Below are 16,458 nucleotides of genomic sequence, written 5' to 3'. Positions count from 1 at the left end.
ATTTCCTTCTTAATGAAAATGACTTTTTAATTAATCAAGTTCAATTTCATCTATTTTTTTTCGGTAAGCTTTTCGCTTTGAATAATTTATCGCAACGATGCCCCCACCAACAAGGCAAATTGCTAAACCGATCAACGTATAGCTTAATAATTCTCCAGTTGAAGGCAGTGAGACTTGATCATTCTTTAAACGCTGGGTTGTTTCCTGCGTAGCATTTTGTTTCACCTCCGGGGCATTACGTTGAGGTTTCGGTTTTTGGCTGGTCGAAGGTTTTTCTGGGTTACTTAAAGCCTGCTCTTTTAAGATTCGTTCTTTTATTTGATCTAAGTGATTCTCCATCGGAGATTGAGAAGTTGATTCAACGGTCGTTGTTGATGAGATATCATTAGAATTAACGGGAGTATCAATCAAAACTTGTCGAGATGCAAAACGTGTTGTATAGCCATTCCCCGCTTCGACACTTTGCCATTGTTGGTTATTTTCATCATAGATAGCTAATTGCAACTGATATTTTTGATGTAATTTTCGCACTTGTTCAATATCTATATCTTTATTCAGTGATTGATCATTTAAGTAATTAACGAGCTGTTCCTTTAATGCTTGGAAGATTTCTTGATTAATCTGATGAAAATAATCCCATTGCTCTCCTTTAAGTTGAACAATACGTTGATAGAGCGCTTGGTAATCTGCCAGCTGTTGCGTACGATAATAATCTTTTTGACCAAATTCTGCGACCGTTTGAATATCAGCTAAACTCAATTCTTTAGCGTATCGATAAGGTTCATATGCTGTAGGATCAATCGACATATTAGTTTTTCCGTGCAAGCGCAACTTTAATTCTGACTCATCAATCAAAGTATTAAATGCTTGATAAATTTGTTCATAGGTTACGACTTGATACGCTTTGGGCACAATTTCTTTTAAAATTGCATCTATTTGACTTAAATACTGATCGAGGGGAACTTGAGAATTCAACATCACACCCTCTAATGGATACGCTTTGACCGAATATGGATAAAGCAAACATTGATTGTATATCGTTTGCGTATCATCTTGTGTTATTTCCGCTTGCGTTACTTCATTCAGTTGATTCAACAATTGTTGATGCTCCACTTCAATATCAGACTGCTCTACCTTTAATTGATTGATTTGCTGATTCAATTGTTCGATATAATGGACCCATTGCATTACTGATTCATCTTGTGAAATTTTATCTGACTGTACTGCCTGGTCCAATGAATTAAACTCCTCATCATTTTGTTGATACCAAATATATAATTCTTCCAACAAATTGCTTAATTCTTCTTGTGCCCAAGTAACAGATTCGCTGGAACCTGATTCAAGTTGATAAATCTGTTCATTGATTTGATCGTACCGAGCTGAAAGTTCTTGAATCACCTGATGCATTGATTGTCGCGGGTCAGCTTGAGGGACTACTGGCGCCTCGCCTTGCCTCAATTGAATAATACATTCATCGCAGCTTACTGGAACATTGGGAATCGTTTGAGCCAAAATATACGGCTCGGGTATTTCTAAAGCAGTCGTAAAACACGAACTAAACAACGATAAAACAATACTTAAGAGACAATAGAATTTTTTCATAATTTACACCTCCATTAATAAGTACACAAAAAAACACGAAATCTTGCATGATTCCGTGTTTTAATCAAATTTTAATTTAATCTAAGTAATCGACCACTTCAACGTCGGTAAAGTAGCTCATCCGGTCGCGCAACTCTTCCATCCAATAGTCCGAGTTATAGAATCCATACTCACTGGCATCCGCTAACGGAACCACATAATATTCTGTCGTTTCAGGCATTCCGATATTATATGTTGGCATAAAGCGAATCTTTCCTAAGATCACTTCACCATTGGCCAATTTATGGAAACAATATTCACCAATTCCGCCAATTCGGGTATGTTCTTCATATTGTCCAGATAAGAAGTTTCCGTGGGAGAACCAGCCACCTTGATGCGCATTGTAACGGATAAATGGCTGAACAATGTGTGGATGTCCGCCTAAAATAAAGGAGGCTCCCGCATCACGCGTCACTTGTGCGATATGATATTGATTTTCCACTGGCAGAAACTCATACTCCTCACCCATTTGGAAGACCACAATTGAAACATCAACTAGTTCATTAAGTGCTTGAACTTCTTCACGAATCACGTCCTTATCAATCAAAGTGATTAAATGTTCCTCTCCTTCGGGAATTGCGTTACCATTTGTTCCATAGGAATAAGATAGGAAGCCGAATTTCATCCCATTTTTCTCAATAATGCGTGGTCGGCGGTAATCTTCCCATGATTCATAGCTCCCCACATATTCTAAACCATATTTTTGTAAATTCGCAATGGAAGCGTAAGCGCCAGGTCCACCTAAATCCATGGTATGATTGGTCGCGTTACTAACAATATCGACCCCGACATTTTGCAGCGCAGGAATAATTTCCTCAGGAGCATTGAAGAAAGGATAGGTTGAGATGCCATAATCTTCTCCAGCTGCAATCACTTCTAAGTTAGCTGTCGTAATATCCGCATTCTCAAGGTACGGCTTCACTGGCGCAAACATATGATCAAAATTATAGCCATCTTCAGTTGCTGCATCATAAAACACCGTATCGTGAATTAAAATATCGCCAATCGACCGAATCACAACGGTACTTACAATTTCCGAAGCAGCTGATTCGATCGTGGTTTCTTCGAGGGTCGTCGCGGGTGTCGGAGATTCATTTTGCATATGTTGCTGTACTTCTGGATTGACACAACCCGCGAGGAAAATTAATGGGATTAACCATCCACAGCGCTTTTTGAATTTCATTGATTTCTCCTTACTTCTATTTATCATTATCGTTAATTGATATTACTTAGCATGATTTTACTATATTTAGATGAATAAAGCATCCTCAAAAAAATTAACCCAAATGCCCTCCTACCAACTTTGATCTCGCAATAGCTGTTGCTCCCGGCATTAAACTGCTAGTTCGCACTACACTTTGGTAACCGTAATGATCCCGCAACTGATCAATCGTGCGTTCCAAGCAAAATCGACGTTCTCTTACCGCTGGATCCTCAAAAAGATTCAACTGCATACCACTTTCCACTTGAATGTCGCCGAGTTGAACCGCAATACTCCGAACCGGATGTCCTCGATAATGTTGACGAAACAGCTGCAACATTGCTTCGATCAAATCGAATGATGATGCTGTACCATCCACCGTCATTTGATGAGAAAAGCGAGGCGCATAACACGACCTTGAAAAACCGAGTGATAGATGAATTTTACGCGCTTGAAAGTGGTGTTTTCTTAACCGAGCTGCAACTTGATCGGTCATCTCACTAATTACCCGTTCGATTTCAGCGCGGCTTCGGTAATCTTTGGTCAAAACTTGTGACTTGCCAAATCCTTTGCTCTGTGGAATATAACGTTCTGAAAAGTCACTAAAATCAATACCATACGCATGATAATAGAGTTGTTCGCCAATGATACCAAATTCTTTTTTAAGTAAAGCAAGATCCGCCTGCGCTAAGTCCTCCATCGAATAAATATTCAGTTGATTCAGGCGGCGCTCAGTGCGCTTACCAATCCCCCAAACTGAATTTAAATCATCGATCGGCCATAATTTTTCAGGAATAGTGTTATAATCCCACTGGGAAATATACGTCGGTGCTTGATGTTTCGCATCTAAATCTAGCGCTAATTTGGCCATCAGTGGATTGCGCCCAATCCCAATCGAAACGACCAAATTTAACTCTTGCCAAATCGTTTGTTGAATAAGTTGAGCAAGCTGCATTGGGGAGCCATAAAGTAGACGGCTCGCTGTAACATTGATAAAACCTTCATCAATACTATAAGGATGCCAATCTTCCGCTGAAACAAAACGTAATAAAATCTCATTCAATTTACGATTTTCTTCGATATAAGTCGCCATTCTTGGTGGTACTAATAAAATATCATCAAGTCCTTGTGGTATCTCATACGTTCGTGTCCCGGTCTTAATGCCATATTGCTGCTTCATTGACATGGAACTCGCTAAGACTAATCCACTGCGATGATCATCTCGACTCACCACACATAATCGCGATTCGAGTGGGTGTAAACAACGCTTTAAAGATTCTACCGAAGCAAAGAAACTCTTACAATCAATACAGAAGACGTCTTCTTGCGGCAATTGAAGTGATTTCAAATCCATGTCATCCACCCTCCTCGTCATTTTCTAGTATACGAACATACGTTCGTTTTTGCAAGAAGTTTTTCACTCATAATTAATGAAGAATCAATCGGCGCAGACGATTGCCCCTTGCGATTCAGAATTGATATCATGTATAATTTAGATAACAATTCTACTAAAAAAATCAACAGGAGGTGACAAAAAGTTATGTTTTTTAAAACAACATCCGAAAAATCAACCGAGTTTTTCTCGTTCGTATCTGCAAATCAATCGAATCAGATTAGCTTGAAAAAGAAAGTGACAATCAATAAGCACGATTCGCAAGTTTTTCTTCGTTTTACTAAAAAAGTACACTTAAAACCGTTCGAAGGACTTGCCTTGGTAGTATTTGCCAAAGACCCGTCAGATCCATCAACCTACCAATCTTATATTTTAGCGGATCATATTCAAGTGAATCCAGGGGTCTACTTTAATACTTTGACGGTGACACGTGATTGTACGGTCTATATGCAGCCAACATCACAAGCCGCACCGAAGATGTTTTCTTCTGCTCAACTTCTGACAAGTGGAGAATTTGAGACACAATTATCGGTAGACCATATTTATGGCATTATTTACCAAATGAAATCTCACTCCGAATCGATTCCATTTCACCTAGGTCCTTACTATGAATTACTAGTTATCGATCAAGGCGAATTGGACGTCATCATTGATTCAGATCATCAACATATTAAGAAAAACGATTGTCTAATTCTCCGATCGGATCAACCTTATCAGAAGCAGCAAGGAAGTTCTGAGATGGTCGCCTATATTTCGATCTTATTTGAAGCCAGTGGCATTCCTGAGTCCGCACTTGCGCAACCGATGAATCTTGGCACCGCCAATCGTCAAATGATCGAGCGGATTATCAAGTTAGCTGAGTACCCAGAACAATTTGTCTATCCAAACGATGAGATCAAACTAAAATTAGCAACTTTAATCTTGCAACTGATTCAAGGGCAAACGCCATCCGCTGAAGAGCCAATCACATCAATGCGTGAAAATTATGAAAATGATTTGTTCCAATCGATTTTAGATTTCTTAGATCAAAATATCGCCACGCATAATCAAGTGAATGACTTAGTGGAACACTTTGCCTTATCACGTTCAACACTTCAAAATTTATTTAAAAAATATTTGAATATGACACCCAAAAATTATATCAATCAAGTTAGACTGGATCGTAGTAAGCATATGATTCGTAATACTCAAATGACGTTATCACAAATTGCCGACTATCTCGGGTACGGATCGATTCAATATTTCTCACGTGCCTTTAACCAAGCTTTTGGCATGAGCCCGTCTCAATATGCAAAATCGATGATCCAGTAGTCTTTCGCTATCCAACTTAAGGAGGTTCTTATGTCTTTTGATGGTTTCTATACACATATGATGCAACAAGAACTCGCTGATCACTTAATCGGCGGAAAAATTAATAAAATTTATCAACCTTTTTTACAAGATATTCAACTCGTCATCCGGTCCAATGGTCAAAATCACCGCTTAACAGCTTCAATTCATCCAGTCTATTATCGGATTCATTTAACCGAAGAACGGTCAAATAATCCTAAGCAAGCGCCAATGTTTTGTATGTTGTTGCGTAAACATATTGAAAATGCCGTCATTCAAAATATTACACAACTGGAAAATGATCGCATCCTGATTTTTGATTTATCGAGCCGGAACGAACTGGGGGATAACCTCCACTATCAATTGATTTTTGAACTGATGGGACGCCACAGTAATATTGTTTTAATTAATCCTGCGACACAAACTATTATTGATTGTATTAAGCATGTCCCTGCTAGCCAAAATACGTACCGCACATTACAAGCCGGAGCAGAATATCGTCTACCTCCTCAACAAGAACAACAAGTAAATCTCTTTAAATTATCGGATGAGGCAAGGTCAGAATTTGCAAAAATAAATCGGGAAACGATTGAATCTGGTCAGGCACACCGCGTGATTCAAGGTTTGTCGAAGATAACGAACCAACAACTTTTAAGTTGGCTTGAACAAGGTGATACGGTTGAAGTTGCCCTCGAACGTTTGTTGGGCCTCTTTAGCGAGAAGCAACCGGTCGTTTTCAACCAACCGGACCCGGTACAATTTTATTCTGCGGATCTACCCGTTATTGAAGGTGAGCGACAATATTTTAGATTGCTTGGAGTTTCTTTAGACTACTACTACACTGAAAAAGCACGCTTAGACCACATCAAGCAGCTCTCAGGGGATTTGTCACAACATATCCAACGTATTTTGAAACGCAACGACAAGAAATTAACGGAGCTGCAACGTGATCGAGTGGTCGCACAAAAGTCCGATGAATATAAATTAAAAGGTGAACTGCTCAGTGCCTTTGCTTCAAGCATTCAGCGCGGTCAAACTCAAGCCACGGTAACCAACTATTATACCAACGAACCGATAACGATTGAATTAGATCCACAACTTTCAGCCATTGATAATAGCCAAGCTTATTTTCGTAAATATTCAAAATACCGTGACTCCCTAAAATATATTGATCAGCAAGAACAGCTAACTCAGCAGGAAAATCAATACCTCGAAAGTGTGCTCGTCCAAATTTCGCAAGCCACTGTAGCCGATATCGAAGATATCAAAGACGAGTTGCGTCAAGAGGGTTATATGGCTCAACATAAGAAACAAATCAAAAAGCGCGCCACTTCCAAATCACGCCCTCGGGTATATGTTGCAAAAGACGAGACGCGCATCTTAGTTGGGCGTAATAATCATCAAAATGACCAATTGAGTGTCCGCAACTCTCACAAAAACTATTGGTGGCTCCATGCTAAAGATATCCCAGGGGCTCACGTTGTGATTGAATCAGTAGACCCTAGTCCGGAGACGATCCAAGAAGCCGCAGAAATTGCTGCCTACCACTCAAAATCTTCCCATTCAGCCAACGTTCCCGTCGACTTAGTGCAACTCAAAGCCTTGCGCAAGCCCAACGGTGCCAAACCTGGCTTTGTCATCTACGAAGGTCAAGAAACATTGTTCGTTACCCCAGTGGAAGAAGAAATCAAATCGAAGGAGCAGGTGCAAGACTAGTAGTAACACCCTGTTAGAGAAATCCCTCATCAAATTTGGATGAGGGATTTTTGTGTGGGGGTGGGATTGTGAAATCAGTGGGGCTTGAGCTTCTGCCTAGGGCGAGCCTGAGCTGTTGGCACTCGCAGGGTGAACTTCAGCTCAACCACCCTGAGATGAAGTTGCGGTGTGAGAAACTCCAGCTCAGCATCCCTCAGATGGAGTTCCGGCACAAACAACTCCAACTCAGTCATCTTCAGATGGAGTTCCGGCACAACTAACTCCAGCTCAGCCACCTTCAGATGGAGTTACACAACACGACTAACTCCAACTCAGCCATTTTCAGCTGGTGTTCCGGTGCAACTAACTCCAGCTTAGCCACCTTCAGATGGAGTTCCGGCACAACTAACTCCAGCTTAGCCACCTTCAGATGGAGTTACACAACACGACTAACTCCAACTCAGCCATTTCCAGCTGGTGTTCCGGTGCAACTAACTCCAGCTCAGCAGGCGCAGATGAAGTTTCGCACTTTATTTGTTCAACTCAATCCCACAAACTGAACAATCTCACCTACTTTGTTCAACTCAACCCTACAAACTGAACAATCTCGCTTACTTTGTTCAACTCAACCCCCTCAAACTGAACAACCCCGCCTACTTTGTTCAACTCAACCCCACAAACTGAACAATCTCACCCACTTTGTTCAACTCAACCCTACAAGCTGAACAACACCGACAAACAATCCCAAATAAGCAAGCATACAAATCTCACACTACTCCTTTCAATCGTAACTACTCTCCTCACTTCAACGCAAAAAAGCCTGGAGAAGTGACCTTTCTCCAGACTTTCGCGCTGTTTTAATTCAACTCTACCCTATCAACCTTCATTAGCTCATATAAGCGTCAGTTAGCGGTGGGACCACTTGTTTCTTACGCGATACAATTTGTGGTAAATTCAACTGATTGTCAGTAATAGCCTGGCCAAATGCTTTGGTGACAGGCGTTGTGTCGCCACCTGCGACGAGACCAATCGAGTCATTTTCCAAAATATCAGTAATCACTAATAAGAATATCGCATAGTCATGCTTGCTCAATTCAGACTGCATCACGTCAAGGAATTCAGCTTTGCGCTTCAAAATATCTACGAATCCTACGGTATTAACTTGACCGATTCGAACTTTATGCCCGTTCATATCAAACGTCTTCGCATCGCCATCAACAATATCCATCGCTGAACGAGCAGACACATCTGCCCCTGCTTTCAACATTTGGATGCCATACTCATTTACATCAACTTGAGCAATTTCAGCCAACTGCTGTGCAATCTTCACATCTTCTGGTGTGCAAGTTGGGGATTTGAATAACAATGTATCTGAAATAATTGCCGATAACATCATACCCGCAACGTCAGTTGGAATCTCAATTCCCTTTTCTTGATAAAGTTTGAAAAGCACACTCGACGTACTACCGATGGGTTCTGCACGATAGTATAGTGGGCCAGCTGTCTCAAAGTTTGCAATTCGGTGGTGATCCACGACGTAGTCGATTTGAACGTCACGAATATCCGCGACAGATTGGGCAAACTCATTATGGTCAACTAACGCCACACGCTCAACCTCTGGAGCGGCTTGATCGATCACTCGAGGCACCGGCACATTGAATTGCTCCAATGCAAAACGCGTCTCGTCGTTTGGCGTACCTAAGGCGACGGCTTCAGTTTCCTCACCGATTTGATTTAAAAAATGTGCATAAGCAATTGCTGCACCAATTGCGTCAGTATCAGGATTTAAATGTCCAAAAACTAATAATTTGCTCATAACTTCCTCCTTAATCCTACTTTGCGAATTCAGTATACCATAAATTATAACGAAGTATTAGCTGAATCACTTGTATCTTCTTGATCTGCTAAAGTTAAATTAGCTGGATGGAGCGCCACAACACGTCCTAATTGATCTAACTCTTGTACCGCTGAACCGTTGGTCAAACGAGCGGAAAGTGGAATCTCCTCACTGGTTAGCTCAACAAAGTGGCCGGTATCGCCTTGAACAACGACCGGTGTCGTCTCGTCTACCGCCAGTACATCGATAATACGGTGCGGTTGTGATTTCAATTCTTTCAGCAAGGTTAATCCTCGAGCAGCCCGACTCGTTAGAGGAATTTCGTCAGCCTTGAAGCGTTTAATATTGCCACGTTGAGTCAAGACCACAAATTGTTGCGTATCATCCACAAATGTATTGCCACTCACCACATAATCATCATCGCGTAAGTTCACGGCAATCACCCCTTGGGCTTTCAACCCAAGTGTTGAAACTTCGCTGACTGGGTATCGTACACAGTAACTATCATAAGTTGTAACCAATAGTTGCTGCGGTTCATTTTGCTGCGTTAACATCGTCGCAACTATTTGGTCACCCGACTTCAATTTCATCGCCATCGATGAACGCGAACGGTAACTTCTAAATTGTACAAAATCTTTCAATAGCGTCTGCTTAATCATACCTTGTTGAGTCAACATCAAAATAGCAGTCGTTTCATCACGACTTTCAGCTTGATCCAAATGATAAGCTCCGCGATAAACACTCAAAATACGTTCATCTGCTTCAAGTTGATAATGCTGAGATAAGTGAACACCCATATCCTTCCATCGAATATCTGGTAATTCATGGACTGGAATATAGAGGTAATTTCCATGACTTGTCAGTAAAATCAACGTATCGTAGGTACTCATCGACTCCAAGAAGAGTGTATAATCCATCTCACGCAATGCTAAATCATACGTATCCGATGATTGGAAGCTTCGACGGCTCGTTCGCTTGATGTAGCCCTCATTCGTTACCGAGACGATTACTTGCTCTTCTGGAATCAATAAGGTCGCATCAATCGTGACTTCTTTAATCTCTGCTTCAACTTGCGTCAGTCTTGGTGTCGCATGCGTTTTTTTAATTTCTTTTAATTCTTGAATAACTACTTTATCTAAAATCTCGGAATTATTTAAAATATTGTGGTACATCGCAATGCGCTCATTTAATTCAAGGCGTTCATTTTGCAGTGCCACAATATCTGTATTAGTCAGACGATAAAGTTGCAACGAAACAATCGACTCCGCTTGAGGTTCGGTAAAGTCAAATTGCTTCATAATATTACTTTTCGCGTCCGCTTTATTCTCGCTGGCGCGAATCACATGAATCACTTCATCCAAAATCGACATTAAATGAATCAAACCATCGACAATATGCAGTCGGTCTTGATCTTGCGTTAACAAATGATGTGTCCGACGTTCGATGACTTCTTGTTGGTGCTCGACATACGCTTCAATCATCGTCTTCAAATTCGCTAAAACCGGTTGACGATGATAGATTGCCACCATATTGAAGTGATAATTCACTTCAATCTCGGAATGTTTGATGAGATAGTTCAAGACATCTTGTGGATTGACATCGCGTTTCAATTCAACCACAACACGGACTCCATTACGATCGGACTCGTCTCGTACTTCGACAATCCCTTCCAACTGGCTATCGAGTCGAATTTCATCGAGTTTTTGAACTAACTTCGACTTATTTACCTCATATGGCAATTCAGTAATCACAATTTGGCTTTTACCCGCCTTTAACTTTTCAATTTCTGTTTTGCCTCGAACTACAATCTTACCTTGCCCGGTCCGATAAGCTTCTTTCAATTCATCTTGACCGTAAATAATCCCTCCGGTCGGAAAGTCAGGCCCTTGAATATGCGTTAATAAATCCTCTACGGTACAGTTTGGATGTTGAATCAAATGAATGACCGCATCAATCACTTCCGCTAAATTATGCGGTGGAATATCTGTCGCATAACCAGCTGAAATCCCAGTCGCCCCATTAACTAATAAATTAGGGAAGCGAGCCGGTAACACAACCGGTTCTTCCAACGTATCGTCAAAGTTTAGCGCATAGTCTACCGTCTCATGATTAATATCTTGGAGTAACGCATCGGATATTTTAGCAAGACGGGCTTCGGTATACCGCATTGCTGCTGGTGGGTCCCCATCCATACTCCCTTTATTCCCATGCATATCAATCAACGGCTCACGGAATTTCCAGTCTTGTCCCATTCGAACCATCGCTTCATAGACCGGAATATCCCCATGCGGATGAAAATTTCCAATAACATTCCCGACCGTTTTCGCTGATTTACGGTAAGGTTGATTAGACGTATTACGGTCTTGATACATCGCATAGAGAATTCGACGCTGAACCGGCTTCAAGCCATCGCGAATATCCGGTAACGCACGGTCTTGAATAATATATTTGGAATACCGGCCAAATCGGTCTTCAATAATATTGGTAAACGTTAAATCTTCAATTTGTTCGTGGATCGTTCCCATTCACTTAATCCTCCTCTCCAAATAAATTCAATTGATCTGCAAAATCATCCGCTTGAGAAATGGCAGTTGTTTCTGTTGAATTTTGTTCAGATCTTTCTTTCAATAATGTTGGATCAACCGTACTTGGTTGCGAATCATTTAATAACGTATCTTCTTCGTCTAAGGTAAATTGCACATTTTCTTCAATCCATTTACGACGCGGAGCGACTTTATTCCCCATTAAAGTCGTTAAACGACGCTCGGATAACGTATCATCTTCCACATTAACTCGGATTAATAATCGCGTCTTAGGATTCATTGTCGTATCCCACAATTGATCGGCATTCATCTCCCCGAGACCTTTATAACGTTGAATCACATAGCCACGTCCCATTTTTTGGGTCACTTCAGCTAATTCTTCGTCCGTCCAAGTGTATTCGATGACTTCTTTTTTCCCGCGTCCCTTTGAAACTTTGTAAAGGGGTGGCATGGCTAAATAAACCTTGCCAGCTTCCAATAGCGGCTTCATATAACGATAGAAGAAGGTCAAGAGTAGCACTTGAATATGCGCTCCATCGGTATCCGCGTCGGTCATAATAATGATTTTGTCATAGTTGATTTCATCCAAATTAAAATCATTTCCAACTCCAGCGCCGATCGTATAAATTAACGTATTAATCTCTTCATTTTTCATAATATCTTCGAGCGATGCTTTTTCGGTATTAATTACCTTACCACGCAGTGGCAAAATCGCCTGATATTTTCGGTCACGGCCAAGTTTAGCTGATCCCCCAGCGGAATCCCCCTCAACAATATAGAGTTCATTTTTGGCTGCATTTTTCGATTGGGCTTTAGCTAATTTGCCAGAAATAAGTTTTTCGCGTTGATTTTTCTTCGTACCACTACGAGCCGCATCACGTGCTTTACGAGCCGCTTCGCGTGTTTCTCGAGCTTTTAGCGCCTTACGTAAGATATTTTGGGAGAAGGCGCCATTTTCATTTAAGAAGGCCACTAAATAGCCATAGACAAAATTATCTACAATTTGTCGCGCCGTTGGCGTTCCGAGCTTATCCTTCGTTTGTCCTTCAAACTGCAAATATTGCTCTGGAATCCGAACTGAGACGATTGAGACCAATCCTTCCCGAATATCGGACCCTTCTAAGTTTTTATCTTTTTCCTTAATCAGACCGACGCGACGACCGTATTCATTGAAGGCTTTGGTCATCCCAGTCTTTAAGCCAGTCTCGTGGGTTCCCCCACCATAAGTCCGCACATTATTGGCAAAGGACAGCACCGTTTCCGAGTAACCGTCATTGTACTGCATCGCAAAGTCCACTTCAAAATCTTGATTACGACTGGAGCCCGCAATAACATCGCCAATCGTATCTTTGTCTTCATTTAAATAATGAATAAAATCAATCAGACCGTTATCGTATTTGAAGACATCTTCCGTCTCATGAACATGATCGATTAAAGTGATTTCTAAGCCTTTAAGTAAAAAAGCTGACTCCCGCAGTCGCTCGGCAATCACCTTGGCATCAATACGCGCTGAACCAAATACCGCTGGATCTGGTAGAAAATGGACCATCGTTCCATTCGCATGGCGACACGACTTCACTTCCATCTCACCTTGAGGGTGTCCGCCATCTTTGAAGTGCATGGTAAAGGATTGATTGTCACGCCAAACGGTGACAGTTAAGCGACTCGAAAGTGCGTTAACAACACTCGCCCCCACACCGTGAAGACCTCCCGCTGACTTATAACCACCTTGGCCGAATTTCCCACCGGCATGAAGTACGGTGAAAATAACTTGAATGGTTGGCACGCCACTTTCATGCAGACCGGTTGGCATCCCCCGGCCGTTATCCATCACTTTGACGCTACCGTCTGCCAATAATTCAACCTGGATTCGATCGGCAAAGTCTGACAGTGCCTCATCAACCGAGTTGTCTACAATTTCATAGATTAAATGATGCAAGCCACGTTGGTCAGTCGAGCCAATATACATCCCTGGACGCTTTCGCACCGCATCTAACCCTTCTAAAATTTGGATTGCTTGATCATCATACTGATTTAAGTTTATTTCAGACAATTCGTCACCTCTTTCATTTCTAGCTTTATAATTTTATCAGATTCCATTATAATTAATAGAGTATTTCAATAATTATAGCGTAAAGGAGTAATAATTTTGACCTATTTTAACATAGGCACGATTGCCTTTATTATTCTAACATATTTAATCGGCTCAATTCCATCCGGTGTAATCTATAGTCAAATGCACCATCAACGCGATGTTCGTCATTATGGAAGCGGAGGAACAGGTGCCACCAATATCGGGCGTAATTTTGGATTTCGAGCGGCAGTTATCGTCGCTTTCTGTGACGCACTGAAAGGATTTATTCCAGTTTTACTGGCACTACATTTTTTCAACGAGCCAGCAATTATTATGGCAACCATGTTAGCCGCGGTCATTGGACACGCCTACCCGATTTTTGCGAATTTCAAGGGCGGCAAGATTGTCGCAACCTCGATGGGAGCTTTTCTAGCTTATGACTACAAGATCGCTATCCTAGTCATTTTAGCTTTCGTCATTATTTTATATTTGACCAGTATCGTCAGTCTATCGTCAATGTTAAGTTATACAATCATTACTTGCTATTACGTATGGACTTCCCCGATTCTCGTTGTACGCATCGGATTTATCCTACTATGGCTCTTCGTCTTATATCGCCATAAAGATAATATCCAACGCTTAAGACAAGGTCAAGAGCCTAGTATTCGTTGGGGATTGCGTAAAAATTCAAAATAAAATCATTTAATCATCGATGCAAAAAATCTCAAAGCAATACATGCTTTGAGATTTTTTAATTGGGAGGTTATTTTAGAGTGACTTCATAAAGATAAGGGTATAATTTGCCCGTAACATAGAAACGATCTCCCTCGACATGGGCAATCCCATTTAAACTATCTATTTGGGCAATTTGCTCATCGGTTAACGTTTCTTCGACAATCGGACGTAAATCATATCGGTCGATGACTTCAGCTTTTTCGAGATCGATCTTATAAATATAATCGTCATATAGGCGATTAGCATAGAGCACGCCATCAACCCATTCTAATTCGTTCAATTTACTGAATTTTTTACCGTCACGCGTAATCTCAATCACGTCTAATTGTTCAAATGTTTCGGGGTCGTGTTTATATAATTTATTGGTCCCATCCGAACGCCATAAACATTGGTTTACTTTATCATAGCAAAGCCCCCACCCTTCGGTCTCCATCGGTACTTCTTCAAGTACTTCAAATGTCTCAGGGTCACGTTTTAGCGCGATTTTCTCACGCCAAGTCATTTGCCATAAATAGTGATCGGTATGGGTCAATCCTTCCCCGAAATAATCAGCTGGTAAATCAACTGCGGAGTCTAATTCACCCGTTTCCAGGTTAAAGATACCTAGTTTCGATTCACCTTTAAGCCCTGTCCCTAGTATCAATTCTTGTTTAGAATTAAGTTCAAGACCTTGGGTAAAAAGTGGCTCTTCAATGGGATACTGTTTAATCAGTTCCACTTCACCAGCTAAAGCGGTGGGAATTTGTGCGCCTAAATGGGCTGCCAGCATTACACCGCAGACCCATTTAGCACAACGAGATGGGAGGTTGTTGGTTGGTTTCATTGGAATCTTCCTATTTCAAATTCATTACGAATTCTGTAATTAATTTAGCCATTTCTTCATATTGTGTGAAGTAAAGTAAATGGTCACCATCTAAAACATGAGTTTCGACTTCATCTGGATTTTCTGACATATCAACGTGTTGTTCTTCCCAGTCCATCGTAATTTGATCCATAAATTCACGGCGCATTTCAATATCATCATACGAATCTTGAGCTAATAAGTATAGCGCTGGGATACCTGCTGGAATTTTTTCGTCTTTAGCATCTAATAAGACTTGGTTAGAACGCTCTGCTTCGTCGGTTGTCGCAGTATTATTTAAATTAAGTTGCGCAATCAATTTATATTGTTCATTCACTTCATCATCGACATCTGGAATTTCTGGTAAGTAAAGTGCATTCCCTTCTTCATCCACCGGTGCTTCCATATGTCCCATATCCATGTAACCGTTCATCATTGGTGTACTCGTATCCATACCTACGATCCCCTTAACTTCTTCAGGGAATTGTTTAGCATATTCCATCGCATAAATACCTGATAGAGAATGTGCCACTAAGACATACTCTGAAACATCAAATTGTTGCAATGCTTCGTGTAATTCATTAATAATATTTTCGCTTGTACGCGGTTCATCGGTATTATCACTTAGACCATAACCGAAGGGTTCAACGACTAAAATATGGAAGTTTTCAGCTAAACGGTCTAGTAGATTTTTTTGCGTTAAAGGCTGAGACGCTTCACCTAAACCTGGCATAAAGACTAAGGTTTTATTTTGACCTTGATGTTCTTTACCTAATTCTAAAACGTTCATTTGTTTACCCTTAACAGTAATTTTTGTACCGTAATCTTTAATTTGACTTCGTAATTCTTCTTCACTTAATTTTGGTGTCGTACTTGCTTCACCAGATTCAGCTACTTCACCAGATTCTACTGCTTCAGCTGACTCAGCTACTTCATTTTCTTCCGCTTCATTTTCTTGTGCCATTTCACTTTGAACTTCTGCAGCAGTTGTTTCTTCCGCATAAGCGACAAATGGTGTCATTAAAGCTTGACTTGATAATAATAAGGCAATCATGCCTGACTTCATTGATTTTGAATTAAATTTTTTCATTGAAAAATTCCTTTCTCATATTTGATGACTCTTAGTATAACCACCATCCGTGAATAAAAAATAAATAAAATATGGAGAA

Annotated in this window: 11 protein-coding genes; 3 read left to right on the top strand and 8 right to left on the bottom strand. The window is 40.8% G+C overall.

The genetic code is table 11. The features are described 5' to 3' along the window. Positions 1-30 precede the first annotated feature (30 nt). The 3 genes from CYJ57_RS04215 to CYJ57_RS04205 all read right to left on the bottom strand — a co-directional run bounded on the left by CYJ57_RS04215 (position 31) and on the right by CYJ57_RS04205 (position 4,196). Positions 31-1,602, bottom strand: coding sequence for a hypothetical protein (locus CYJ57_RS04215; RefSeq protein ID WP_101954202.1), 1,572 nt, complete (start codon positions 1,600-1,602; stop codon positions 31-33). A gap of 76 nt (positions 1,603-1,678) precedes the next feature. Continuing rightward, positions 1,679-2,824, bottom strand: coding sequence for a CapA family protein (locus CYJ57_RS04210; protein ID WP_101954201.1), 1,146 nt, complete (start codon positions 2,822-2,824; stop codon positions 1,679-1,681). 94 nt (positions 2,825-2,918) lie between these two features. After that, positions 2,919-4,196, bottom strand: a complete 1,278-nt coding sequence (locus CYJ57_RS04205) for a Y-family DNA polymerase (protein ID WP_180764385.1) — start codon at positions 4,194-4,196, stop codon at positions 2,919-2,921. Positions 4,197-4,382: 186 nt separating this feature from the next. Between CYJ57_RS04205 and CYJ57_RS04200 the strand changes: the two genes are divergently transcribed. Together CYJ57_RS04200 and CYJ57_RS04195 are read left to right on the top strand one after the other, a co-directional pair. Continuing rightward, complete coding sequence (locus tag CYJ57_RS04200; protein WP_101954199.1) at positions 4,383-5,546, top strand: helix-turn-helix domain-containing protein; 1,164 nt, start codon at positions 4,383-4,385, stop codon at positions 5,544-5,546. A gap of 30 nt (positions 5,547-5,576) precedes the next feature. Beyond that, entirely contained in the window at positions 5,577-7,280 is a 1,704-nt protein-coding gene (locus CYJ57_RS04195; protein ID WP_101954198.1) for an Rqc2 family fibronectin-binding protein, read from the top strand. Positions 7,281-8,145: 865 nt separating this feature from the next. On the opposite strand, the gene CYJ57_RS04185 is transcribed toward CYJ57_RS04195, so the two are convergent. The 3 genes from CYJ57_RS04185 to parE are packed head-to-tail and all read right to left on the bottom strand — an operon-like array spanning position 8,146 to position 13,692. Beyond that, positions 8,146-9,075 (bottom strand): manganese-dependent inorganic pyrophosphatase, encoded by a 930-nt coding sequence (locus CYJ57_RS04185; RefSeq protein ID WP_101954196.1) that lies wholly within the window; start codon positions 9,073-9,075, stop codon positions 8,146-8,148. 44 nt (positions 9,076-9,119) lie between these two features. Further along, positions 9,120-11,621 carry a DNA topoisomerase IV subunit A gene (parC, locus tag CYJ57_RS04180; protein ID WP_101954195.1) on the bottom strand — a complete coding sequence of 834 codons (2,502 nt, stop codon included), beginning with the start codon at positions 11,619-11,621 and terminating at the stop codon, positions 9,120-9,122. A gap of 4 nt (positions 11,622-11,625) precedes the next feature. Continuing rightward, on the bottom strand, positions 11,626-13,692 hold the full coding sequence (gene parE, locus CYJ57_RS04175) for a DNA topoisomerase IV subunit B (protein ID WP_101954194.1): 2,067 nt from the start codon (positions 13,690-13,692) through the stop codon (positions 11,626-11,628). Positions 13,693-13,788: 96 nt separating this feature from the next. Between parE and plsY the strand changes: the two genes are divergently transcribed. Continuing rightward, positions 13,789-14,409: a glycerol-3-phosphate 1-O-acyltransferase PlsY gene (gene plsY, locus CYJ57_RS04170; protein ID WP_180764384.1), complete on the top strand. Its 621-nt coding sequence runs from the start codon at positions 13,789-13,791 to the stop codon at positions 14,407-14,409. A 67-nt stretch (positions 14,410-14,476) separates the two neighbouring features. Here plsY and CYJ57_RS04165 read toward each other — a convergent pair whose 3' ends face one another. Next, a complete protein-coding gene (locus tag CYJ57_RS04165; protein ID WP_101954192.1) occupies positions 14,477-15,271 on the bottom strand; it encodes a glutaminyl-peptide cyclotransferase in 795 nt (264 codons plus the stop codon). Between the two features lie 10 nt (positions 15,272-15,281). Next, positions 15,282-16,379 (bottom strand): alpha/beta fold hydrolase, encoded by a 1,098-nt coding sequence (locus tag CYJ57_RS04160; protein ID WP_006701217.1) that lies wholly within the window; start codon positions 16,377-16,379, stop codon positions 15,282-15,284. Between the last annotated feature and the right edge of the window lie 79 nt (positions 16,380-16,458).

This window comes from Falseniella ignava, assembly GCF_002847645.1.
Lineage (GTDB): Bacteria > Bacillota > Bacilli > Lactobacillales > Aerococcaceae > Falseniella > Falseniella ignava.
This window is presented reverse-complemented; position numbering and strand designations above follow the sequence as displayed.